Here is a 26,371-nt window from a genome sequence, read left to right on the forward strand (position 1 = left end):
CAAGCACAAGGCCAGCCCCTACCTAAACCATGCACGATATCCATGCACTATGGTGAAGGCCATTGAATATCTATCTGTTGCACATACAGGTCCTCAATCTTCAACAGCGGCAAGGTGGCATCATGATCAATGCCTGAGAACAGATTCAATGTGAACTGATAGCGTCCTTGATCTTCAACAGGGCGATTATCCTGTCGCCAGCGTTCGATTTCGGTGGCGAGGTCTGTGACTAGTTGTGAGGTGATGGTTGTATTTCTTGCGATCGCAACCCTCGGCGTCAGCAACACCGGCACTGCCGACAACAGCTGCTCATCACCCACCGTCGCCATGGCAAAACTGTAGCGACAATCTAGCCGCAAACCATAGGGCTGGGGGGCTGAATCCGGTAGCACCGTCTCAAATAACCGCTGCAGATGAGTCAACACCGGCTGTTCGGGCGTATCCGAGAGGTCCGCAATGTTCCAAGGACGATTATTCACCAACAGCGGTGTCACCCAGGTACTAAAGCGTACCTGGGGCGTCTGGAACACAAAGACAGGATTGGTTTGAGCATAGGGCACCAGTTGACGGTTACGGGTTAGCCAGATACCGCTCCAGGCATTTTGCTGGGCTAAAATATCGCGATCCTGAATGATCAGGGTGCGATCAGGAATCGAGGATTCTCCATAGACCGGATCAAGGGCGGCTTCCTCCGATGATTTTTCTTCAAACCGATAGAGCTGCTTCTGGAAACCAGGCGCAGAGTCTTGCCGTTGAGGTGAATCATCGAATTGTCGATAGCCCGGCAGCAGCACCTGGGGCAGCAGCGCTGCATCAGGTGCCACAATGGTCATCTCCTTGATGGCAGGTTGACCAACAGGGACCGGAGGCTCCTCCTCATTAATGGTGTAGTCCACACCTGTTGCCACAATGCTGCGCTGCACGGGCTGCCACTCTCTCCAAGTAACAGCCACCTGGCCCACTAATTTTGCAAAGTCATCGACGGCTTGAGTTGTCTCTTCGGCTAATGCTGCCAATTTTGCAGGGGTATCAGCTTCAGCGAGCTTTTCAAATGTAGCTTTAAGGGCTGGATATTTCTGATTAAACCGCACCAACGCATCAAATAAAGTCTCTTCACTACTGTCCTCTGGTAAACCTAACTGTGCCGGGCTAGGTAACCCTTGCAGGTTATAGCGCACATCACTTTCTAGACTATCCTGAGCCACATCCAAGTGCTCATAGGTATAGACATACTGCCATTCACGCACTTTCGCTAAATCGTTGCCGATGGCATCCGGATCTAACTCAGCCTGTTGCAACACCAGAGATGGTGGGATGGGATAGGTACGTAGAGGAATCGGAATCTGGACATGACCAAGGGTATCCGGCTCATCGGGTTCAATAAAGCTGAGCCAATCAGATGATTGATACCCTGCTATACCGGTAACAGGTTTGATGTTGTATTCCAATTCATTACGATTGAACATCAGATTGAGTGCAATATCTTCATACTTTTCAGGATTTTGAGTATTAAAGAAAAACGTTAGATAGGTTGTTTCTTCTAAAGAGACTTTAGCTGGAGACAGGGTAAAATCGAGGGTGGAGAGATCGGTAATCTCGGCTTGGGTAGTCGCATCACGGGCACTTATCAACGTGGGCTGCCCGGCTAAACGCACTGGGAAATCCCCATCATCGGGCAAATCATTTTTCACAGATACACCGTACTGGACAATGGTTTCAATGGCATAGGCCTCTGCTAAATTAATACGTAGCTCTTGGTTGAGAGCCTCAGCAGCACGGCGTTGACGTGCATCATTATCGGGGCATGATGGCTGTAATAGAGAAACAACTTGAGCACTGATAGCATCCGCCAATGTCTCTTTGGCAGCTAAAATCCCATCAACGTTGTCCGCAACCGTATTGCCTAAACGAACCGCTGGGACAGACACTTCGGGTGCTAAAAAGTCTTCCACTGCTTGCAAACAGCTTTGCCCCAACAGGTTCAAGTCAATGGCATCAAAGCGTTTGTTATCAGGCTGATAATCGGCACGGTTCCGGTCTGCCTCTGTACTGATTTTGAGATCAACGGTGCCCGCCATCAGGGTATTGGCCAACGGGGCAGGAGCAAAGAATAGAGGATTGCGGTCTTCGCCAGCAGGTAAAGTCTGTTGGTCTAGATTCAGAGGCTGAATTGTATAAGTGAGTCCTCCCTGGCCTAGACGCACGGCCCAAATTGATTGACTGCTGGCATTATTGGGATCGCCAGGGAAGCCGGGGTTACGGTTATCGCTGGTGGCAAGACGCAAACCAGAAAATGCGGCTTGGAAATCTTGGGCAAATCCTTGAAGAGAGGCTGACCGGGTATCACCATTGATGGTATGGGGAGATAGATAGGCGGTGGACCGCTGCACCAGGGTACGGTCAGGTAGGTCATTGGCAACTAAATTATCATCCCGTTGCAGAGTCACGTTGACAGTGACTGGAAAGATTAGCTTCTCGGGATAGATAACAGTATTGTTATCCGTGGGTAAATCTAGCGTTATGGGAATTTGTTGGATGTAAGGCGGCTTAATGAATGGGGCACCTATTTGGAGAATGGGAAGGGTTTGAATTGCGATCGCAACCTCCGCCAGAGACACAGTGCGATCTAACCGTTCTCTCAGCTGCTGCACCTGAGTTTTAAGCTGGGCATTTGCGGGGTCAGGGGCACTCGCCAAGGCTGCCACCAAGGATACTCGCACCTGCTCAAACAGCTGTGTGAGACTGTGGAACGTCTCATGGTCACGGGTTACTGGCACATTAGACTGGCTGTGAAATGGCTGCAAGGCCGCATTCAGAAACGGCTGCACATAGGTCTGAAGTTCAGGAGTCGTATTCTCAACCAAGACAGACCATGATTGGAAAGCTGGTAATAGCGACTGCCCAGGCTGAATTAATCCAGATAATGTCTGGTTGGTCGTGACGAATGCCGCTAGATCAATCTGCCGATGGGTGCTGGGGGATGGCTGCAGGTTACGCACAACTGCGTCCAGGGTGGGCTCAGTGATTGAGCCACTAGTTGATACAGACGCATTTGGAGCAAAGGTAAGTTGAGCAGGAATCGTCAGAGTTGTTGTTGTCCCGAAGAAAGCATTTGTGGCCAGAGCAATGTCCGTCACTGTTAGCAGCTCGGCATCTAAGCCAATATTGAGCGTTGTATTCTTAAAGACAGCTTGGACTTTGTCTCGGGCGTGGGCTAATGAGTCGGTGCTTCGCCAGTCATACGTCAGGGGTACGGCAAGGATAACCTGATCATCGAGATAATCACCCTTGGCCTCTAAAATCGGGATCAAGGCCTCAACGGTGATACCAAGAGCACCCGCAATTTCTGCTAGCGTATCTCCTGGCAGGGTTTCATAGGTGTTGGCCTGGCTACTAATCGACAGACCGTCTCGGACTAAACCCGGTGTATCGCGATGACGTTGGGCAATTTGAACCACTTTGGCAGCAGTGGCCGCTTCAGTAATGTTGGGCAGGGGAGCGGTTGCGATCTCGATCACATTATCAAAATCTCGCAGCAGTGCCTCAGCTTTTAGAGCCTCTTGTGCAATTTTCCGAAGACTATCGTTAACAACAATATCGCGCTCGACGGGAATCTCTAATCGAGTACCTGCTGTCCACAAGCCGCTCAGCTGCTGATTTTCTTCGGCTAAATCATCTACTGACAATCGGAACGTGTTAGCCACAGTTGCAAAGGTTTCATTGGCACTGACATTGTGGGACTGCAGCGTCAAGCTTTCCAAAGTAATGAGATAGCCATAAGCCATCTCCACAAAGCTGGTCAGCACTGCTTTATCCACAGATTTTTGAACAACATTTGTACCTTGTAGTAGCACAGACGTTGCTGCTGTTGCTGTCACATCAGCTTGATGAATCTGATAGTAAATCTGTTGGTAGGTCTCACGCGCTGCGATCGTCTTGCGCCTGACCTCTTCAAACAAATTACCGGGGGTGGAAATATAAGGACTAGAGTCTAGCTGTAGCGATAAATCCAGGCGAGCTTTTTGCTGAGAAACCGCCTTAAATCGATAACGTTCCACTAGCGATGGCCACTGATTCAGCCCCAACAGTGGATCAAAATAACGGACAGGCAACTCAGTGAATTTAAACTGTTTGAAAATGTTGCCATAGAGATCGCGCCACTCTAACTGTGGTTGTACCACTGCCTGGGCTGAGACACCTCGATAGGGATTCATCTCAGGAGATGGCAGTGACGGATTGGCAGTCCCGCCCTGATCAGTAGACAGGGTATAGACTGGCAGCACCCGTTCATATTGCCATGGGTGGTTGGCATCTTCAGGATCATCACTGGGGCCAATGGGTAATGCCTCCGGTGTTGCCACAAATTGTCCCGGTTGTTCTAATAATCGATAGCCCAAGAGCTGGTAGAGATTTTCCAATTCATCATTGGCAGTACCATTATTGGGTTGCACTGACACATTCGGACGTGTCAGCTGTATCCCTAAATGACCTGCGGGTATTTGCAATACCGGTATGGGATCGTGCTCATCATTACGGATGGCCAACAAATCTACTGATTGGGCGGCGGTAATGTCCACACAGTTGTGGAAACGAGCAGCCTCTTGTGTGAAACCCGTCACACGGATCACCAACACCAAATCCGCTGTTACCCCATCTGTAAACAAGTTTTCTGGTAGCCCAGCGGCACCCAAAGGTCCATAAACCAGGTAATAGCCCCCTGAATTAACCGTGCTGCATTCCCACAGAATTTGTAAAAAGTCAGCGCCATCACTGTCACTGTTCGCAGGTAAGGTGGCTTGATAGGTGGTTCTCGTTGACGCTGTACTGAAGCTTCTAGCTGTTGAACTTGTTCCCGCCGCTTGACTGCGGGTGGAAAGATTAGCTTTTAATAACAACACATCACGAGTCGGTTGCACGAGTTGCGCCGTGTCAGCGTCTAGATAAAACAAATCGAGGCTGGGAGATGCCCCTGTGACCCGAATTGCTTCCAGCAAATCTTTCCCCACTTCATCAGTGCCTTCTAGCTGATAAATGTTATCTCCTGCCAGGCGACGTACGGTTACCTTCACCTTGGTTGACCACTTGACCCTATCGCGTGGTAGCGGAGTGGCTGTTTTGTCTGTCGCATCGGCCAGAATGAAGGGGATAGTTGATAGAGGAGCAGAGTCAGGTAATAAACCTTGCCTATAGGTCAACGGATCGGCTAGATAGGCCCGCAAATCTGACGGTAATTCTCGCAACTCGCCTACTGTCATTGGGCTCCGCTGACGTAGGGTATATTGACGTTCTACAGATCGATAGAAAGGCAGCAGAGGCGGTGTTGTTGACTGATGATCTAGATTAGGAGTCGCTGTCTGCAGGGCTAGTAAGTCATTTTTCTGTTCAGTCGTTAATCCATAGACCAGTGATGCCGCATTGCGAGTAGGTGGATTATTCAGATTGGCACGGTCATAGTCAATAAACCGTATCCAGTTCAAGGTAGCGGGTTTACTCAGTACAATTTGATCCAAGTTGACCGTAGTCACTTCTCTGGCATCATCTCCCACACCAACGGTCTGAGTGGTAATCGACACATCAAACTGCTGCCCCGTTGCCTCATATAGAGGATTTGTTGCCCAGGCTGTCATGGGTGCGGCTGTGGGTGTGGGTAATCGTAGTCCATGGAGAAAATAACGAGACGCGGTACCCGATAGATGGTTAAATGCGCCATTGCTATTCAAAGTCGATAAGACTGTTTCTATGGAAGGTGCGGAAAACTCGGCTTGGTCTTCTAGGTCTTCTAAATAGTCAATGGCACTCTGTAGACCAGAACGAATCAAGAGCAAGAAATAATCTGCAAACAGATAATCTGTTAACGAAAGAAGCTCTGTTCCTGAAGTGACGGGGTCCGATGGGCTGCCGCCAATTGCCGAATTTTCAACAGCGCTACCGGGACGTACCTGTAGTTGCTTAAAGTAGTCCTTAATTTTTTGCAGATCATCCAGGCTGCGCTTAAAACTATCTACCTGGAAATCAATGGGCGATTGCTGATCTAAGGCCATGCTTATTAACGGCACCATGGGGAAGAAAGTGCCACTTAGCTCTTGATTCTGTTGCAGGTCGTTGAGCGTGCGATCAGAAATATCAAAGACAAAATTGGTCTCTAAGAATTGATAGAGCTGACGCAAGAACGCAGGCAAATTATTGGCTGTTGCAAATTCTGTTGTGAAGCGATCATAGAGAGTTTGCCAATCTACCAAGGTAAGTGGCTGATCCGTGGAACTGATGCGGCGATAGCTGTGAAGCGTCCATCTCAGCAGCGCCTTCACTAGCTCATCAAAGTCGGTGTTAACAGTTGCTGCAGCATCACCTATCTGCTCTGGGTCATCATGGCGTACCGAGTTTTCAATAAATAATAGGGCAACCCCTTTCACCTGCCCGCCAACCTGGGTGAAACCGGGTTGAAAATATAGGTCGATGCGGATGCGATCGCTATCCGTTTGATCAGCAGGCAAACCATCAGGCAACGATAGCTTCACCGGCAACCAGGTCGTAGCGGTATCAGCACCTGAGGTATCAGCGTCTAATGTGGTAAACGATAATTCAGCCTCGACTGCCGCCGATACAACTGACTCTGAGACCAGGAATTCTGGCACTGTTGATTCTGGTACCGCATCAACAGATAACGCTGACACATCCAACGTTGTTAAGTCTGATGGTTCAGCAGTCGTTGGTTCTACCGACTCAAAGGCCGCTGCCTCAAAAGCTGCCGTTTCCAACGCAACTGGCATGCTGAAGGCCGCTGGTGCGAAGCGAGCCGCTCGACGGCTGGTAGTGCCAATGGCATTGGTCGAGCTAGTGGTTGGTGAACCCAGCTTCCAGGGAGTGGGTTTAGCAGAGCCCAGGGTAAAGGACTGACGTACGGTCACCCTAAACGAGAACCGGATACGCACAAACGCAATCTTGATAGAAGCCCGTACTGAAACCTCAGCCTCCAGAGCTAGCTGAGTTGGCTGATAGGCTTCTACCACAAATAAGACTGTTGCCCGCAGCACCACTTCTACGTCAACACTAATTACTCCAAAATCAACAACGCCATAGAGACGCCCCACCAGGGAGACACCTCCCTGAATCTTGAAGTAATCATCACTGGCAACATTCGCTTCACTGGGGTTAAACCGGGCAACTACGCCTTGAATGACGCCTTGAACCGTGATACTAATTTCAGCCTTGAGAATCCCTTTGTTGAAGGTGCGGCCCAGACCAATCTTCAGACCCAGACCAAACTCATACACCGGGCTAAAGGTACCATTGACAATCGCAGGGGTACTGGTCGCTGTCTCCGCACTCAGCTTAGCAAAGTAGAAACCACCGGCCCCTAGTACAGGGAAAGGACCGGCAAACCCTTGAATAGCAAAGGATCGAGAAAAGTCTCCTTTCCAGGGGAAACCAAAATCCAGGGCAAAGTCTCCATTGGTGTAGATATCCACCACCACAATCGGCAGCGTTACTGACACTGCGCCCACATCAAACTGGCGCATGGCATCTGGCAAAGCCAACTCTAGATGGTATACACCCACCGTATCACTAACACGCCGATAGAGAATCTCAAACTGCAGCCCTGCAAATAGCTTTGCCTTAGCACCATAGAGACTAATGCGAAGTCCATAGATCAGTGGATCATTAAAGATCACACTCATATCTATGGTGTCCATGATGGAGAATTGCGCCCCCAACAAAATGCCGCTGTTGGGGTCAAATTGAATCGGACTGCTACCCTCAGGAATCGTGATCGTTGCCGTCGGGTCAATGCTAACCGGGGCAGGTGAGGGTAACTGGGCTTGCAAGGCTTGCAATGGATTGCCACGACGTTTGGCCGGGGGCAACACCCCCATAGTTTGTCGCAGCACCGTCATGACTTGGGTGATGTTGCGGGCTTGCGACACAATATTAGGATGAAAAGTCACCCGTTGGCCAACGGCTAAAAACTGTAAGTCAAAGACCTGGATACCTTTACCCGGAATATTAGGTGGGTTCTCATTGACTGGATCCCAACCAACCTGTTGACGCGGCTGACCAGGAATTGTCAGATCTAGACTAATGCGAGAACGGTATTGTTTAGATCCTCGGGACGTTTCACCATAGGAGAGGCTCAGATTTGAAATTTTGAAGAGACCTAGATTCAGACTTTCAGCATAGCTAAAGGTCAACTGCTTATTGGTGAGATTGATGCTAACCCTCAGCTTACTGAAATCAATACTCTCTTTACCTAAGACATCCCAAGGAGCGTCTAGCTCAAAATCTTCTAAACTTGGATCAAAGAGATTAACAACATAGCTAATAATATCGCCAATATTGACTATCTCGGAAAAACTGAAGTCAATTTTTTCTATATTGTTAGTATTGCTGTAGCGTCCCGTCAGCGTAAATGATTTAAATGTAATCTCAAATCCAACTCGCTTTTCAGTTAGCGAAAATCCATAAAAGATGGACGCTGTTAATGTCTTATCAAACAGCTCAATCAGCCCAGCTACTTTACCGCTAGCTTTATCAGTAATTGTTTTAACAGTTTTGCCAGCCCTGACATCTTCTCTATAGTTTTTAATCTCAGCACTGGCTCCGACAACAAAAGGCTCACTAGCAATAGTAAAAGCCCAATCGATTGCCCCTAGAAAGCGATACCGAGATTGGGTAATGGTGCCAACTTTCTTTTGAGCAAGTTCTAACTCAAGTAAATCGATACTTAAATTCTCAAGTTCAAAATCTGATGTTAAGTTTCCTGCACCTAATAGTTTATTAACCAGCGATGCTAACTGAATACGCTCAGCCCGTGCTAAAAAGATCCACTCTCCTGAACTGGTAGCCGTTGTCACAATGCGGCTCACCAAGACAGAAAACTGGCCACCAAAAAGGCTAAAATCTCCTTGTAGAAAGAAGGATTTCTCTTGGGGTGATTGTTTGAGAGCAATGAGTATCCGATCAATGCTGAAGTTTAAAGGAGCACTAGGATCGTTCGTGGGAATTTCTACAGCCCAGACATCTGCCAAGCCCAGGCTAAAAGCATAGGTTTCAAGCGTAGGGCGAGCCTCCAACGTTAGCTCAGTAATGGCTAACCCGCTCATGGAATCTAACGGTGGCAGCTCAGGAATTATTTTCTGTAACAGCGCCACTAGCAATAATCGCTGCCCTGGCAGCATGCCGCCACGAAATACAGACGTTCCTCCTTCTTGTGTGTTTTCCAGCTGAAGGTTGACAGTTTCGCCCCCTGCCGTCAGTTCTGCCACAAAGCCAAAGCTGACTGTTGTCTGTTTAGTTAAGGATGAACTCATAAGACGTACTTGCAGTGCCTCAACTGATGTGACATAAACCTTGGAGGTTAATTTGAAACTCTAACAGGAATGGCGTTGCTGATCCTCGGTATGATTTTATCTGTAAGATATTGATATACGGCGTTTCTAACAGACTAGTTCATCCTGTAGCTCAGCAACGGCAATTTCAGAATGCCTAAATTAAACAAGCATTCTGAAATTGTCTTTAGGTAACTCTCTTAACCCTCCTCGTTACTCACCTTGAAATAAAGACCTTTCAGCTTTAGATCTAAACTATCGATCAGCGTGCCTGCATCTCCAGTCCATGTAGCGGACAGTCCCACTGTGTAAGCCGTTTCTGATTTGGCAGGGGCGCTGGTGCTAGTTCCGGTTGGAGGAATTCGTAAATGGAAATCTTCAATGGCTAAGTTGGCTTGAGTCAGCAGATTGACAGCAGTTTGAATGGCAGGAATGCTCGGTAGCTGTGTCTCATCCAACGTGCCATCATCTTTTAAGAAAGAGATGTCATCAACGCCAAGCGCTTGCAGAATCCCTTTCAGACGTTCACCGACAGTACCTAAAACAACTCGTTCTCCTGCCGGAAGGCCCACTTCAATGCCTTTTTCTTTAATTTCTGTAATGGCATTTTGGGGCTGTAGAGAAATTTCTTCACCATCGAGTTCTAAAACAACACCAAAAAATACTTTAGACTCTGCTGCATTGGCACCTGATGAAGCGGGGGTGATACCAGACATACAATTAAGACTCCTTAAGAGATGATGATTGAGTGGGCTATAACAAGATACTTATCAGTATCCATGAGACATGGCTATCAAACGGTCTAGACCTCATTACCTTGGTTAATAATTTTGATCTTGGCCTTGATAGCAAAGGTTTGATCTTCCACTTGATCTGCAAAATCAAAGGGAAACGTAACAAGTTCACCTTCAGCAGAAAAATCGGTACCCTCCCCATTACCTGCCTTGACATTGATATTTGTATTCCAAATTGGTGTTATGGGGCTGTTTGAAGGAAATAGAGCAGGAAAGTTAGTTTGATAATGGTCGTTAACAGCCGTGATCAAGGCGGAAATAGTATTAGCATTGAGGATATTTTCTTCAGCCATTTTTCATAGAAGTAAAAACGTTGAGATATCTTGGGGAAGATAGGTACATATCACCCATAGAGCAGAACCTAAGGTGGTCTCTGGGCTGGTTCTTTAGCGTAGGCAGCATACCAGCCGATGGGATGATCGCGACCTTGACTATTACCAAAGATCAGCAGTTCGGTTTGACCATTAGGTGGTAACGACAACACCAATAGCTTCAAGACAATAGCTTTAAGTTTTAACAAGTAGGTGGAGTTGTCAGGCCCATCGGCTGGGTCAAATAAGAGTTCAGCCGTCTTAAATGAGAGTTTGATTACACTTTGCAAAGAGAAACCCAGGACATCCCCAGACAGTCCTGGTAGTTTCATTCCCACATAGACTTGGGGCTCTGGGCGCGTATCTGCCTCAGGATTGGGGTTGGGCAACCAGAGCACCACTAAGCCAGACACAAACTTGGATACACTAGCCAGGGCACCGAGATTCCCTAGGTCTAAATCAAAGGACAGACCATACCAGGTAACGTCTGCCGATAGCGAAGCATTGCCCAAGGCAGTTTTTATCGGTAAAAAGCCTTTGGGTTTGTCTTGACCTTGGATAAACCCGGTCAAGGTGATGGGAAATTTGGCATAGAGGCTGTTGTTGCGGAAGTCACTGCTCTTTAGATTAAAGCTGAGGTCATCAGGAACAAACGCAAAGGACCGTTGATTAGCATCATCTCTGGGAAACGATAGGGTGACCACCAGATTTGCCGCACTGAGAAACTGCTGTGCATCAGTTTGGGTAGGAAAGTCACCATCAGGGCCAAAGGAGAAAATATCGAATTTTTCCAACTTACGAAAGTTGAATTTTGTCCAGAAGGAGAATCGCCCTGTAATAGTAGGATTATCCTCAGCAGGAATTGGATCGGAGGAAAACTGGGCTTTGACAATATCGATATAGTTAAAAATCGCACTATTGGGCATTAAAAAGCGGTTATTGCCGCTAAAGCTAAACGCATAAGTCGTACGACCATTATGATTTTCAGCACTCCCCTGGAGATTGACCAAATTACGTCCAGAGACATTGGTAAGACTACTAACGCTAAAGTCTTCTTGGAGCTGAGTCCGTTCTTCAAATAATTTATCTAGGGTAACGGCAATTTGACTGGCAAAGTCTGTTACCCGAGAATTTTGAAACAATACCCGCAGATTCAGTACCTGAAAGTTATAGCCAGAGGGGTGGGGCTCAGGTGGCTGATCGTCTTCATAGTCAATTAAGCCAAACAGAGACGATGGTTCCACCACCAGTGCGCCATTGTCATCAGGATGAATAGGAGTACTATCAATGCCAACATACTGGGCAAAGAAGTTTTCTTCTTTGATGCCGCCAGCTAGGGCCACCAGTTCTGGGGGTAATCCCTCGGCGGGTGGAACGGGAATGTTGAGGCCGATGATGCCGGACCAGTTGGGGTTTCGGGCAATGTTGGCTAAGGGAGCGTAGCGTTTACGGGTTTTCAAAGGGATGTCTTCGGTATCATTTGCGATCGCACTCTCCAAACTCGCCCGCACCCGCTGCCGCACCTCAGCAATCTTCGCCTCATCCCCCACAAATGTGGCCGCCTGAGACCAGAGACTCGGCTGCTCAATTAGCTCTAGCAGCGATTTGTTGTAGTACTTAAAGATCAGAATACTTTCTGGACGCCAGAGTATGTTTCCGGCATCATCCACCGTATCCAGATAAAATGTCCAACCATCAATGGTGAGTTGAGTAATGGTTTGGTTGGGATCATCAGGGTCATTAAAAGAAGACTTCAGTGCCTCAGCCTTGTCAATGACGAGCAATAACTGATTGGCCTGAAACGCACTCCAGAGGGCGGAGCTTCTCTCAATATTGGTGAATTTCAAAAACTGAGTCTGCTCATTCTTGGTAGATCGAGCCAGCACCAGCTCCTGCATAAGGCTGTAATCAGTGGTGAAACGAGCCAATAGCCCTTGGGGCGTTGTACCACTAATAGTTTCGGTCGTAGTGTCGGCAGCACTGACAAGGTTTGAACTCGTGATAGCGGCAGTGCTGGCCGCTGTTCTAAAGGAACTCCCCACAGCACTCACAGCAGCCGTTCTGACGTTAGCGACCGGGGTCTCTGACACACTTTGTTGTTCATAATGCTGCTGGATCTTAGACCGTCGCAGTGGGTTCACCACCTGGAGCTCCAATTCACGACAATCTGTAATCGCTGAGGCTAAACTCCCGTAGGGGAAAATCGGAAATGTGTCGGGTATGGTCTCTACAGTAACATCATTGGCTACGGCAAGATTTATAGCAGATACGTTCTCTAAATCCGTAGCTGGCACCTCCAAAAAGTTCATGAGAGATGTCTGGCGAGACGGCTGATAGAGAATGGACTGATCCGGTTGAGCATAGTAGGTGGGAAAACCGTCAGTGCGCCGCACATAGGCCCAAGCCGTAGTCGCATTAGCCTCTGTGGTTAAAGCAGCTGCAGTTGGCCCGGTCTCGTCATCCTTCGCACGGCTTGCCCGTAGAGCATTTTGAAACCACTGCTCAAAATCTCCTAAGGTAGACAGATCAGAACTAGAGAGTTGTTGTAACGCCTCCGTTGCCTCCAGCGGTAACTGATAGCCCGACGGGAAAAACTCCCCTAACAGAGTATCGCGAATGAGTAAAATCTCCTCAGCTCGGTTGGGGTCAAACAGACTACTCAGCGTCTCTCGTTTGTCCAAGTCATCGACGGGCCGCTGGGTTAGGATATTGACCAAATCTCGTAGTCGCTGAGTTAACCCCTGACTGGGAGTATAGCGTGGTGCAAAGGCAGGGTGACCAGGGACAAAGCCAATGGTATAGGTGCCCGCTTCTAAGAGTTTGACATACTCCACCCCTGAGAGACCACACATCAGATTGTTGCCATAGTCGGGCAGTTGCCGAGCCGGGTTATCTTCATGGCGAGGGATGGTGAGCCCAAACTCACCTTGGGGCGTCAAATATAGCCCCTCTGCTGGCCCCAGACTGGAGGCTGGCTTAGCTGCAAACACGAGCTGGCTGCTAGCTTGAGGCGTCAGATAGACGGTATAGCCAAGGTTACTGCGATAGCCAGAAGGGAGACTGGGCAGTGTGTTGTCTGATAGTGGTACAAATGTGAAGGAACTGCGATCGCAATCCAAAGGATCCCATGAGCCTTGCAATTTCAAATCGGCTGGGTAGCGCTCTTGCGCCGCTGCGGTTTCATCAAAGAGAGGATAGCGCAGCGATTGGTAAAATGCTGCTGAGCCAAACAAAGCTGGATCGCTAGAAAGTAACGGGTCCGCAAAAAAGACCCGAAAACCAATATCCAAAGAGGCCAGTTCGGCATAGGTAGAGTTAGCAGATCGGGCTAAGGTCAAGTCAAACTGCCAAGCACCAATGCGCGGGCCGACTAGCGGCAGTTGGATTTGTTCTCCGACGCCCCTTAACTGATGGGCACCATAATCGGTGGTCAAATAGGCCAGGGCTGTGGTGCCTGTAAACCCGGCTGAGCTTGGGACAATTGTGGTGCCCCTGGGTAACGTCAGTGCATACCCCCCTAAGTCAAAGGTTGATTGACGACTAACACGCCCATCATCTATGGAGAGACTTTGTAACTGCCATTGAGAAAGAGACTCACTGGGATTGTTGACCCACAAAAAGCGTACTTGGCGATAGGCAGGAGATTGACGCAGTTCTAGGAGTTGCGATCGCAACGTCACAAAATCAAAGGTCTCGACATCTATCACCTGGGTCGGCAGGAACAGATATATCCCAGCAGTTCTCGACCAGGTAGTTAATAAATCCAGATTGTCAGCCTGCGCATCACCATTGGCAAAATTGAGTGCTAAATCCGTGAACAGCACATCAACACCCGCAGGAGTAGTCACCACTCCAGTGTCAGCCGCCACATTAACCAGACGATAAAAGCCAGTCCCTAACCCATCAAAACGGGGAATTGCCATGATGTTTCCCCCTAAAAGTAGATGCGATCGCCCTGCAACAGCGGTAGATCCAACGCATTCGTATTATTTCCCAGATTTATAAACCGATAGTCTGGTGTATTCTCGACCCCTTCATAAACCAACCGTTGAGGTCTGGCTCGTAAAGCCGCCTGGCCATAGCGCTCCGCCACTTGCCGCAAGGTGGTGCCCACCGGCACATAGGCTGGCTGTTCTTGCACAAAAATAGCAATCTCAGGCACCACGGTGGCTCGCCCCCGGAAGTAGACCAATGCAATATTCGTTGGCGGTTGACTCCTGGCAGCACTGGGATTGCGATAATAGGTTGTTGCCTCTTCTAACGTGTTGAAATCATTCGCCCCAATCAACAACGCCACTCGCTCTGCCCCAATGCGTCCCTGGGACGGTAGAAACTCATCCGGATACATCAACCGATAGAAGGCCTTACGATTCCCTGGTCGCAACAGATCTACTAAACCACTGGTCGCTTGACTGGTAGACTCCACCGCCGTTGGCACAGCTGACAAAAACGGATCAAACCCTAAAAAATCCTGTGCACCGTCCGTTTCAAAATGCAGGGTGTAATAAGCTGTCCCACTACTAACAAAACCCGTGTCAGCTGTTCTATCCACAGGATGCACAAACTGATAATTCTGGTATTCAACCCGTAGACGCATACCGCCTACTAGATCTACTGTCTGCGCATCGTAACTATAAACATATTGCAGGGCCTGAGTGATGGGCACAGGTAACAGTTTGGCCAGTCGTCGTCTAACCTGTTCAAAACTAGAGGGCCGCACAGAACGATTCGATAGCTGCCCTAGAAAGTTATCGTAATCGCTAGCAATCTCACTGTCAGACCGTCCGGATAAGGACAATATCAATTGTGCATTCTGCTCAGACTGAATCAGTTCAAATAGTCCACGGGCAGACTTAATAGTTTCGACGCCACGCAAGACAGTGGACAAAATGGTTGTCTGAGTTTCCGGGAACCTTGCCTGTGACCCATAAATTAGTACCGACTGACCTGAAACATCAATGATATAAAAATCTTCTTTAGATTGAACAACTGGAGCAAAAACCTCGTTGGCATAGCGACTGAGCTGTGCTGTGGCCTCAGCAAGTAAAGCATTGGGCGTAGGGGGAATGGTAAATGTTGTAAACTCCGGTACCGAGAGTACCTGACGTCGCCCAAACTCATCTTCCCAGGGAAAGGTACCGTTGACAGTAGCCACAAATCCGGCACCACTGAGCTCGATCAGAGTATCCAAACTCATAATTTGACGGCAACCTGGTGTCGGGCAGACCTTCACCTGATCAGCCACGACTACGGTTGTGCATGGCTCATGGATGGGACCCAGCGTCAGACTAAAGGGTAACTGGTAGAGGATGGCACTACGTAGGACAAACTGATCTTCGATAGAGTGTCCATAGAAATTAAAGGCGCGGTTAAGAGAATTGCCCGTTAGCAACACCCGATCTTCCGCAACAGCTCGCAGCGGGTCCTCCACGTATTCAATGACAAGATCTAAATCGGTAAGCTTAAAGTCTGTTTTGAAATCAAAGGGCCGGTTAATGCTTGGCAAGTTGATCTCAGACTCCCGCACATCAGCAATCAGCTCCCACTGAGGTCGATTGTCAAAACTACTGGGCTGTAGCTCAAAGTTCTCAACGGTGATTTCTCCTAAATCCTGCAAAATAAATGTGAGTGGCTGATTAGGCTGCGGAATTAAGGGTAAAAACTGTTCTGGTTGGCCCGAATTATCCTTGGTACCTAGGGTGAACTTATTCTGTTGCCAAAGTGTGGCTTCTACGGCACTGCTATTTTGCTCTAATGCCCAAGGATTGGGACCGACCTTTTTCCAGGAGAGGGTAATGCGATCAAACTGAAATTGGGGGGTTGCCAACCGAGGTGTCGTTGCCTTTGATTGAATCAAACTGAACTCATCTTCATATACGATTTCCGTTGCCAGGGGCTGATCTAATGGTGCTGGCATATCGGTTAACCTGAGGGCCCCTGTTGTCAGTACCTGGGGATAGTAAAGTTGGCGTACCTGCTCTGGAGTCAGCGCTTTGTTGTAAACAGCAATGCGATAAAATTCTCCTTGCCAGGAACGATTGGGATCTTTGAATTCGTTTGCGATCGCAAGTTCAAAATCTCCCCAAGTACTAAAATCACCACCGACAGTAGCCGAGTCAACCGGCTTGCCATCAAGATATAGATACGCGTTAGGCTCTCCTGCTATCGGCATAGAACGAGTAAACACTAGACATGTAGGCCGCAGTTGAACAGATTTATTTGGGGAGTGCAGCACATCTTCTTTATTTATTCGACCATTTTTATCAGTCACAGTTGTCCGCAGACGCACCACATAATGATCTTTTTGTTGGCCAACTAGAAAATTATGCTCGGAAAAATCTGACGATAATGTAATCAGACGATCTGGACCGCTTTGATTTTGCAGCGCCGGCTTAAACCACAGCACCACAGAAATTTCTTGGGTATCTTGACAGGCCTGAATCAGTCGCCTCACAGGTCGAGGAGCAGGCAATGGTTGTCTCGCATCACGGGGAGCGGTTGCGATCTCAGTATCTGCCTGGGTAAGCAAAGCACCCCGTTCAAGGGTGACCAAATCAGGGGTATACACCGTCAAATCAATCGCCACCTGGCCCGACGCATCACGAATGATATTCCCAGAAACAGCTTCAAATGAATATAACGTCTGCAAAGATGGCCACGGATGGGCAAGGGTTTTCACCGTAATTTCAGTCTCTTCAATCACCCCAACCTGGCCCACTGAAACCTTGGGACCCGTCGCATTGAAAACTAATTGGCCATCGTCCCATGCAGGAATCAGAGCCACTGGTTGTTCCAAAAGATCGAACAACAATATAACCTTAAGACCTCCAGATACTGCAACATCAGCAGCCATTTGAGTGAAGGTGAGATCTAAATCTTGAAACGTTACATGACCACTTGGGCTCACACCAAACGGAGCTGCCTGACGCACCGTTAATGTAAATACTGACTGCCCTGCAACATCACTAACCCCTACAGAAATATCTACGAAAGCTGGGCTGGGAGTGGCTGGCAATCCCGTCAAGACAATATGCCCTGGCACTTGCACATTGGCAGCTCCGCCCAAACTTTCCTGAACCAGCGCCCACCACTCTAATGCGGTCAATTGAGTGTTGTCAGATAGATCATAAAACTGAATTTGCAGCTGACTGATTTGAACCCCAAAATGCCTGGCACTCTCTGGCGCAGCAGGATTTGTCACCACCAAGCGACCTTGGCCAATCACATCTGACATAAACTCAACTCAACAACAACAGAGAAAGTTACCGAAAAGCCAGCTCACCAGCATCGCCGTGAGCCAATAAAACTTAATAAAGATGCTGCTCTAGTAAAACCACTTATTGTTTGCAAGCATATCCACTGTAGTTGATGCATTCAAAGTAGCAGCCATAATTCTTCATGTTTTTGTAACATGCAGCACCCGCATCAACCCATAAAAAGAGGTCAATCTACTTCCGTTAGTTTAATTAAGAAAATCTAAGGCAAATCAATTTAGCAAAAGGATATATATTATTAAAAACGAAGATTGCTGAAATACCAGTGGTATTTCCTTTATTACAGGTTAATCATAATGTGTTGAAATATATATTTCAACAGGATCTCGTGGTAAGAGCTTAAACATCAAAAACAACATTCTATACATCCTTCAGGCATTGGAGGTTTGCAGCGATCTATTGCCTCCATGCGGCATATCCGCATAAAATCAAGCTTTTAGAGCGACATTATTTATTGATTTTCTTCTGTCACACGTATTTCAAATCACAGATTTAGAAATACCTGTAGGCTAGTGTTGAGCCAGTCTTCAGGTCATTGTCATTTTTAATAATCTTGTGAAACTACACCATAGGCTCTGAGCAAAGCCCTTTTAACGAAGCAAAAATCTTAACCCTCTTCAATATAATCTGGGGACACATTTATCTGGGGGCATCACTCATGAATCCTTTAGATCAGCCTTATCTCAATCAGATACAGGAGATTAATTTTCAGCCAATTTTTATTCTTGGCGATCATCGCTCAGGAACAACTCTGCTTTACCAGACTCTAGCATCGACACAATACTTTAATGTGGTGACGGCCTATCACATTATCAAGTACAACGAGATCTTACATAACCATTTCAATCATCTTGAAAAACAAAAATATCAAGAACTACAGACAGAGTTTAGGCAATTAGGGATTAGCGATCGCGAATTCGATGCAGTCCCCGTTTCTCCAGAACTACCCGAAGAATATGGCTTCATTATTCGCAATGCCGGACACGAGCTTTATATCAACGATGCAAGCTTACCCAAGTTTTTAGAAGCCTGTCGCAAGATCCAGAGCATCTCCGATTCTGGTAAACCCATTCTGCTCAAAAATCCCTGGTGCTATCCTCACTTTCTCTATATTCGCCAGGCCATACCCAATGCAAGATTTATCTTTATCCACCGCAATCCCATCCATGTAATCAACTCAAAGCTCAAAACAGTGGATAAAGTCCTCTCTGAGTGGAATGCCTACACAGGACTTGTTTCCAACCGATACAACAAGATCTTCAAAAATCCACTTTTTCGGCTGATTTACCGCATCATGTATTTTCCATACTTGGGTATCGGCCTCAATAAAGTCTTGCAACAATCTTTGACGTCTACGTCTTATTTTATGAGTAACATTCAGAGTCTGCCAGACTCGGTCTATGTGTCTATCCGATTTGAAGATCTTTGTGAACAGCCCCAAGCCACACTGAAAAAGATTTTTGACTTTCTAGACGTCAAACCAGACGTGGCTATCGACTATGATTCACTGATCAAAAAGCGACCTACCCAGTTAATACCAACAGTGGCACAACACCAACAACGCATCATCCAACGACTAACGCCCTACTTTGAATTGCACAATTATCCTACAATTGCATCAAGCTAGTTTTTGGCAGAGTCAGTCACTAACAACCTCCATAGAGCCTTAGCTAGGATAGGTCATCGAACTACGCCGTCTGAGTTAACACAAGAACGTCTGCTCCCGATGTCTTTAGCTAATAAAAACTTAAAAGCAATGCGATGAAAGTTATAGATTGTTTTGTGAGGGACATTGCATTTAAGCTATTGCTGTTCTGACCGTAGGAGTTAATTCCTTCATGGTGCTATCACAGCCGCTCTATCATGCGACTCCTCGCCCTCAGGCGAGTGAACCTGTTAAACGTCCCAGTGCATTAGTCATGGCAGCCCTTTTCAGCGCGATATTGCTTTGGGCCTCAGCTTTTCCCGCCATTAGTGTTGCGTTAACAGCCTACAGCCCATTAGAGGTAGCTGTTTTACGCTACCTAGTCGCATCTGCAATCCTGTTAGTTTATGCCCTTCTCAAACGAATGCCATTACCACGTCGACAAGACTGGCCGCTGCTCAGTCTCTGTGGGATCACAGGATTTACTCTTTACAATGTGTTTTTAAATGCGGGCCAACTAACAGTGTCTGCTGGCATGGCCAGTTTTATTATTTCGTCAGAAATTGGCATTATCGCTTTACTGGCATCACTGTTTTATCGTGAAAAGCTTACTCAAGCAGGCTGGTGCGGGATTAGCCTTTGTGTAGCTGGTGTAGCCACCATTTCTCTTGCCAGTAGCGGCAGTTTACAGTTCTCCCTTGGAGCATTGTTGGTGTTTATGGCCACGCTTTGCATCAGCGTTTACTCAGTCATCCAAAAACCGTTATTACAGCGCTACACTGCAATTCAATTTACGACCTATGCTATCTGGGCAGGTACTCTAGTCTTAGTGTTATTTGCACCCCATGCTGTGTTTTCTACACTGCATGCGCCCTTTGGGCCAACGCTATCAGTTGTTTACATGGGGTTGTTTCCAGGGGTAGTTGCTTACATTGCTTGGTCCTATGTGCTTTCTAAGATTCCGGCATCCCAAGCTGGCAGTTACCTATCGCTCATTCCTGTAGCGGCTCTGTTTATTGCTTGGCTATGGTTACGAGAGATACCGAGTCTGGTTTCATTGGTAGGTGGTGTGATTGTCTTATCCGGTATCATGCTCGTGAATTGGCAGAATAGAGGGTAGATACGGCAATATCCTTTCTCTCGATAGCTGAGAATCTTCCTGCAAAGATGATGGCTCCACCGCTCACCATGGCATCAACCCCAGTCTCCATAGAGTTATGTCACTGCTTAATCAGGATAACAGTGACAAAAACAACATTAACGTTTGTATCAAAGCAGAGATATTGAAGCACTGCCGACATACTCTAAGGACATGAGCTGAAAGGCCCATGGTCCAAACGAAAGGAGGTCTAACGATAGATATCTCGATAGAATCGTTTGACGGATCAAAGACAGCACCCAAACAAATCACTGATATCTCTTCTTACTGGCACTAGAGAGTTTTGTTTATAGTAGGTTCACCTTACATACGACAACTCTAAGAAGTCTTGTTGAATTTAGAAGAATTCTTCAGTTGATTGTTTTGGGTGCTGTTGTGTTTTAAAAAATAAATTATCTAAGAGTATCAATCTGGGCCAGAAAGCTTTCTGTAGATACTTTCAATCAGATTATCCGAGGAGTTGGCTAGCTTTTTAACAACTACAGCTGCAACACCCCCATCCTCAAGGATGATGCCCAGCAATAGGTGATTGGGTTCAATGTGCTCATCACCTAGCTTTTTAGCTTCTTCAAGACCGATCTCTAGCACACGCTTTGCCCTAGGGGTGAATGGAATTTGCGTATCTATAAATCCTGTCCCAAGACCAATAATCTGTTCCACCTCTTGGCGTGCATCTTCCAGGGTTATCGCTCGTTCTGAGAGAACATTAGCAGCTGCATTGTCACCGTCTGCCAACATCCCTAACAGTATTTGTTCTGTACCAACAAAGTTGTGTCCCATTCTCCTAGCCTCATCCTGAGCCTGAACAATAATGGCACGGGACTTTTCTGTAAACCGCTCAAACATAAACTAAACCTCCAAATGATTGACAACAGTTGACATTGGATAGACAGTAGCCAATATCCTCCAAACAATTTCCGACAAGATGGCAACATAAGCTATCGCTGTAGTAAGCAGTGCTCAACAAAATGAACAAAATTTTAAACACAAACTCTCAGCCAACTCTCAAGCGTTATAACGCTATGCTAAGGGGCAACCTCAGAGCATAGGTCGCCACACTTTCTAGCAGTGACGTTCCTTAATATTTTCAAAAGTGCTAAACAGCCTATGTTCTAACACTTACGACCAAGTACTTAGCAGCTCTACCTCCATGAGCAGCTCAGCAACAATTATATCCACTCTAAAAAGAAATGACACCTATGATGAGCCAAAGTGATAATTGGCCACCATTTAAGTGATGCCGTTGTTGCTTTAGAGGAGGATCAGTAACGCTTAGGTTATTTATTTGCCTGCTCCTTTGCCAGGCCATGCATCTTCTCTGCTGTGATTTCATCAGCTGGAAACAGGCACTCAATGCGTAACTCTTGTAGGGTGATATCGTAGGGTGTGCCTAACGTAGCCAGAGTGGAAAAGAATGCCAGGGTAGTGCCTTCTTTCTCAAACTTGACCGTTAACAACGGCACCTGCCAAGATTCATAATCGTTTGATTGCCAAAGAGTTTTGATGTCAGGGAATTTCAACATTTCCTGGAACAGACGCTCAGACAGACTATTTTCACCAGCGGCCACTGCCTCACGATGGATCCGACGGATTGACACAGCAGCCACAGCTTCCCAATTAGTCACTATTGGCCGCAACACATCCGGGCGGAGCATCGCCTTCATTAAATTTATCTGCCCACTGGCCGAGCAACAGTTCATCAGCTGCTCCGGTTTAATCAGATATGTCAACAAACGTTGCGCCGATTGGTTACTCTCCAATTGATTCCAATAGCGATCCATCACGATCGCCGGATAAGGCTCCTGCTGGCGCAGCATAAAATCCAGTGCTTGACGAATCGGTGCTAACTCCGGTGCAGATAAGTCGCTCTCTACAAAAACAGGGGCAAACCCGGCTGCCGTTAGCAATGTATTTTGATCACGAAACGGTATTTCTAAAACCGTTCCCAGTCGCAAAATCATCTCTCGACTGGGCTGGGAACGCCCCGATTCTAAAAAGCTTAGATGCCGCTGGGATACATCACTGGCTAGCGCTAGCGCTAGCTGACTAAAGCCACGCTGCTTCCGCCAGGATTTCAGCAATGTTGTGAACGGCGCTGCTGACATCAGTTTCAAAGTTTCACTAATTCGATTACCTCAAAGGTAATTGTTTCTATTATGTGGGCAGGCCATAATCGGTGCAATCACCGCTACGGAAACTCATGATGAGCACTATCTCTATCCAGCAATCCAGACCTCTAAGGTGCAAACTGTATCTGACGCTAACTGTTATCGGTAGCATCCTGCCTTGGATATTTCTGGATCAGTTTCTCTTCTCAGGGACTGCCTCAGCCTCAAAGTTTTTTGCCCAAGCATTTTCTACACCAGTGGGTATCGCCCTCACCGTTGACTTATCTATTTCTTGTCTGGTCTTTTTCTGTTTCGCCTGGTTCGAACTATCGCGAATTGGCCTATCCCGACGTTGGCTATGGCTCTATTTAGGTTGCACCTTGGGTGTGGGTTTGTCCTGCTCTCTACCCCTCTTTCTATATATGCGAGAGCGGCAGCTAGGTAGCCTGGGTCAATAGAGAAGCTTTCCGTCATACTAGAGGTGGTAGCGCTTCCACTTCTAGTATGCAAATCCATCGCCTCAACGCCTGGTCAGATAATTATATTTTTTTGCTTCAGGATGGACCTAGGGCAGCCGTTGTTGATCCAACTGAAGCGCAGTCTGTCTTAAGTAAGCTTGAGGAATTGGGTGCTGAACTCATCGCTATTTTCAACACCCATCACCATGGTGACCATGTGGGGGGTAATCGTGAACTACTGGCTAAATTTCCTAACACAACGGTTTACGCTAGTGAAGCTGATCGAGATCGCATTCCTGGCCAAACAGTATTCCTCCACGAAGGTGATACCGTCACATTTGGTGGACGCACCGGCCAAGTCTTCTTTGTGCCTGGTCACACCAAAGGCCACATTGCCTATTATTTTGCCCCGGTTGAAGCGCATCAGCCGGGAGAATTATTCTGCGGTGATACCCTATTTGCCGGTGGCTGTGGACGACTATTTGAAGGCACCCCAGCCCAAATGGTCAATTCTCTGAGCAAATTACGGCAGCTGCCAGACAATACGCGCGTTTGGTGCGCCCATGAATATACCCTCAGCAATCTCAAATTTGCAGTGACCGTAGATGGGCAAAACGCAGATTTGCAAGACCGTTATCAACAGGTACAAGTAGCCCGCAAACGTCAGGAGGCCACAGTCCCCTCATGGCTAGGTATTGAGAAAAAAACTAATCCCTTTTTGCGCTGGGACCAACCCGCACTCCAGGCAACCGCTAAGATGAAAGAGCCTGCCCGCGTTTTTGGGCGTATTCGTGGCATGAAAGATATGTTCTAGCACATCACCCAATCGGGTGATCTAGTTGGGGGATGTCAGGCCGGACGCCAATTTATACATTAGGGACATAATGCGTAGACACACTTCCCTATGACATTGGCCCCCTCCCTTGCTATCAAAATGCTGGGTGGCATAGCCCTCACTGCGTTTTGGCTTGTTCCCCTGCACATCTCCCGTGCTGAATCTTCCCTGTGGCAACTGACTGCTTGGCAACCCACTGCCACTACAGCTGGCGGTATGACAGGTATGGACGCGACAGAGCCTGACACTTCAAACTCTGTAGTGAATGGGGTGCGATCACAATCCACATCACCCTTCTCGCCCAAAATATTTAGCGTCTCCCTACACAGCCGCTATTTCAGCACGGGAACATCCCTCATCTATACTTGGTAGCTAAGCTTCAGCCTTTCAGAGGCAGACCACTCTCAACCCACACGACCAAGGTGACATGGTCCTATGCCGCTCAATATTTTGATTGTCGAAGATGATCCCATGATGCGTCTGGGTCTCACCCATTCCCTTGCGCACAAGGAGACGATAACCATCATTGGTGAAGCCAGTGATGGTTATCAAGGTGTGGCCATGGCCGCATCAGAACAGCCCCATGTTGTCCTCATGGATGTAGGCATGCCCCGCATGGATGGCATCGCAGCTACACAAGAAATTAAACAGCGATTCCCCAACATTCGGGTTGTGGTTTTCACCTCCCATACCGATCAAACTGAAGTGATCGCCGCTCTCTCTAGCGGAGCCGACGCCTACTGCATTAAGGGAACCAATATCGATACCCTGATGCAGGCCATCAACGTTGCCGCCAGCGGAGGGATTTATCTAGATCCTCAAATTGCCCAGCAGGTGGTGACCTGCTTAACCCACCAGCCACCAGCTCCGATTCCAGATCATCCCCTATCGGCCCGCGAACTGGAAGTGCTCAAGTTAATTGTTGAAGGGTATAGCAATCCAGAAATCGGCGAGAAGTTGTTTCTGAGTACCAACACGGTTAAAACCTATGTGAAGGGCATTATGAACAAACTGGTAGTCAATGATCGGGTGCAAGCAGCCGTATTAGCCCTAAGAAGGGGTTGGGTTAGTTAAGGGCAACGTTAGCCAAAAAGTACTGCCTGCCCCCAAGTCAGATTCCACACCGATGGTGCCACCATGGGCAGCAACAATCTGCTGTGCAATGTGTAATCCTAAGCCAATGCTCAAATGACGCCGACGATGTCCCTGGGAATATAAGCTAAAAAGATGGGTGCATTGGTCAGTTGTCATGCCCACACCATTATCCCGCACAGAACAACGTATATGGGGCTGAGGCTGAGACTCCACCGAAGCCTTAATCCATATGGAAATACCTGGTGGATTATGGTTTAAGGCATTGATAATCAGATTATGAAACACCCTCCACAGCTGAGTCATATCACCAGCAATGGTTGGCAACTCAGGAGACAGCTGATTAGCCACCATAATATTCGATTCTTGTAGTTGTGGAGCCACCTCCTGACAAACTGCATCAACGAGAGAACATAGCGAGACATTCTGTCGCTGTAGCACCAGACCTTTTAAATTGTTATTGTGAGCCTCCAACAGGCTATTGATTAGGACCAGCTGACGATCTCCCCCCTGCAGCATCTGCTCTAGCAAAGTGCGAGGCATCGCAATTGTGTCTCCGGGCTGGGCTAACAAGCTTTTGAGCAATAGCTGAGTACCCGTTACAGGATTACGTAAGTCATGGGAAACGGCATGCAAAAAGGTTTGTATTTCTTGCCGCGCTTCAAACTCTTTGTAGCGTAATCGCTCGTAGAGGTAGACAGACAAGTCTGCCACAAAACACACCCATAACAAATAAATGTAAGCGGCCACCGAGCCCAGAATTAAGTTAGAGCGCTCCGCTGCGTTTTCTACATTGAAAAAGGCAACTGTGATCAGCAACGTTAGGGGAATTAAAAGCGTTAGTTGCGATCGCAAATGCAGTTGCCATCGCACGGGCACCACGGTCGACTGAGCTAAAAACACCATGGTCCACAGGATGATGTCAGAATCATCTATATTACCGCCAATTAAGGACGCAGTCAGCAATGAAAGCGTTACTCCAGCTGACATTCCCCAGAAGATTAACCCTGGATGTTGTTTCCCCCATGGGAGCATCTGTAGACCCAGTGCTACGGCAAACACGAATCCAATCACACCATTAATCACAAAGTCATTCCGTTCCATATAGTCCGGCACCGTTAACCAGACCCAAGTCTCAAATAAGACAAAACTGACCAGCACAAATACCAATAGCCAAATCAACAGTCTCAGACGTTGATGGAAAAATTGTTGTCGCCACTGTTTATAAACGCTCAATACACTAGGTGACTCAACGTGTGGAGGAAAGTAGTGACGCCACCAAGCGCGCGCATAATGTAACATGGCATCCAAAAACGACTAACGCCTATATTTTCTCAAATCAAACTCAACCTAACGTATCCAGGCATGA

General features: G+C 47.5%; 14 protein-coding genes. 6 read left to right on the forward strand and 8 right to left on the reverse strand.

Annotated features, from left to right (window positions below; all coding sequences use genetic code 11):
- Window positions 1-47: 47 nt before the first annotated feature.
- From DXZ20_RS03410 to DXZ20_RS03430, 5 genes are all read right to left on the reverse strand, one after another.
- On the reverse strand, window positions 48-9,308 hold the full coding sequence (locus tag DXZ20_RS03410) for a hypothetical protein (RefSeq protein ID WP_163696406.1): 9,261 nt from the start codon (window positions 9,306-9,308) through the stop codon (window positions 48-50).
- 218 nt (window positions 9,309-9,526) lie between these two features.
- Window positions 9,527-10,042: a hypothetical protein gene (locus DXZ20_RS03415; RefSeq protein ID WP_163696408.1), complete on the reverse strand. Its 516-nt coding sequence runs from the start codon at window positions 10,040-10,042 to the stop codon at window positions 9,527-9,529.
- An 86-nt stretch (window positions 10,043-10,128) separates the two neighbouring features.
- Window positions 10,129-10,413 carry a hypothetical protein gene (locus tag DXZ20_RS03420; RefSeq protein ID WP_163696409.1) on the reverse strand — a complete coding sequence of 95 codons (285 nt, stop codon included), beginning with the start codon at window positions 10,411-10,413 and terminating at the stop codon, window positions 10,129-10,131.
- 68 nt (window positions 10,414-10,481) lie between these two features.
- Window positions 10,482-14,354, reverse strand: a complete 3,873-nt coding sequence (locus DXZ20_RS03425) for a hypothetical protein (protein ID WP_163696411.1) — start codon at window positions 14,352-14,354, stop codon at window positions 10,482-10,484.
- 11 nt (window positions 14,355-14,365) lie between these two features.
- Entirely contained in the window at window positions 14,366-17,665 is a 3,300-nt protein-coding gene (locus DXZ20_RS03430; RefSeq protein WP_163696413.1) for a LamG domain-containing protein, read from the reverse strand.
- A 698-nt stretch (window positions 17,666-18,363) separates the two neighbouring features.
- Between DXZ20_RS03430 and DXZ20_RS03435 the strand changes: the two genes are divergently transcribed.
- Window positions 18,364-19,332, forward strand: coding sequence for a sulfotransferase family protein (locus DXZ20_RS03435; RefSeq protein WP_163696415.1), 969 nt, complete (start codon window positions 18,364-18,366; stop codon window positions 19,330-19,332).
- Between the two features lie 211 nt (window positions 19,333-19,543).
- The gene (locus DXZ20_RS03440) at window positions 19,544-20,470 is read left to right on the forward strand and encodes a DMT family transporter (protein ID WP_163696417.1); all 927 of its coding nucleotides are present in this window, start codon (window positions 19,544-19,546) and stop codon (window positions 20,468-20,470) included.
- A 444-nt stretch (window positions 20,471-20,914) separates the two neighbouring features.
- On the opposite strand, the gene DXZ20_RS03445 is transcribed toward DXZ20_RS03440, so the two are convergent.
- Window positions 20,915-21,355 carry a Clp protease N-terminal domain-containing protein gene (locus DXZ20_RS03445; protein ID WP_163696419.1) on the reverse strand — a complete coding sequence of 147 codons (441 nt, stop codon included), beginning with the start codon at window positions 21,353-21,355 and terminating at the stop codon, window positions 20,915-20,917.
- Between the two features lie 431 nt (window positions 21,356-21,786).
- Complete coding sequence (locus DXZ20_RS03450; protein ID WP_163696421.1) at window positions 21,787-22,614, reverse strand: helix-turn-helix domain-containing protein; 828 nt, start codon at window positions 22,612-22,614, stop codon at window positions 21,787-21,789.
- Window positions 22,615-22,709: 95 nt separating this feature from the next.
- Between DXZ20_RS03450 and DXZ20_RS03455 the strand changes: the two genes are divergently transcribed.
- The 4 genes from DXZ20_RS03455 to DXZ20_RS03470 all read left to right on the forward strand — a co-directional run bounded on the left by DXZ20_RS03455 (window position 22,710) and on the right by DXZ20_RS03470 (window position 24,984).
- Window positions 22,710-23,075 carry a DUF2834 domain-containing protein gene (locus tag DXZ20_RS03455; protein WP_250565580.1) on the forward strand — a complete coding sequence of 122 codons (366 nt, stop codon included), beginning with the start codon at window positions 22,710-22,712 and terminating at the stop codon, window positions 23,073-23,075.
- 46 nt (window positions 23,076-23,121) lie between these two features.
- Window positions 23,122-23,889, forward strand: coding sequence for a hydroxyacylglutathione hydrolase (gene gloB, locus DXZ20_RS03460; protein WP_163696424.1), 768 nt, complete (start codon window positions 23,122-23,124; stop codon window positions 23,887-23,889).
- 90 nt (window positions 23,890-23,979) lie between these two features.
- Window positions 23,980-24,282 (forward strand): hypothetical protein, encoded by a 303-nt coding sequence (locus DXZ20_RS03465; RefSeq protein ID WP_163659149.1) that lies wholly within the window; start codon window positions 23,980-23,982, stop codon window positions 24,280-24,282.
- 63 nt (window positions 24,283-24,345) lie between these two features.
- On the forward strand, window positions 24,346-24,984 hold the full coding sequence (locus DXZ20_RS03470; protein ID WP_163659148.1) for a response regulator: 639 nt from the start codon (window positions 24,346-24,348) through the stop codon (window positions 24,982-24,984).
- Here DXZ20_RS03470 and DXZ20_RS03475 read toward each other — a convergent pair.
- The gene (locus DXZ20_RS03475; protein ID WP_250565581.1) at window positions 24,961-26,304 is read right to left on the reverse strand and encodes a sensor histidine kinase; all 1,344 of its coding nucleotides are present in this window, start codon (window positions 26,302-26,304) and stop codon (window positions 24,961-24,963) included. The two genes, DXZ20_RS03470 and DXZ20_RS03475, sit on opposite strands and share 24 nt — an antisense overlap.
- Between the last annotated feature and the right edge of the window lie 67 nt (window positions 26,305-26,371).

This window comes from Adonisia turfae CCMR0081 (assembly GCF_011009555.1).
In the GTDB taxonomy this organism is placed as follows: Bacteria; Cyanobacteriota; Cyanobacteriia; order Phormidesmidales; family Phormidesmidaceae; genus Leptothoe; species Leptothoe turfae.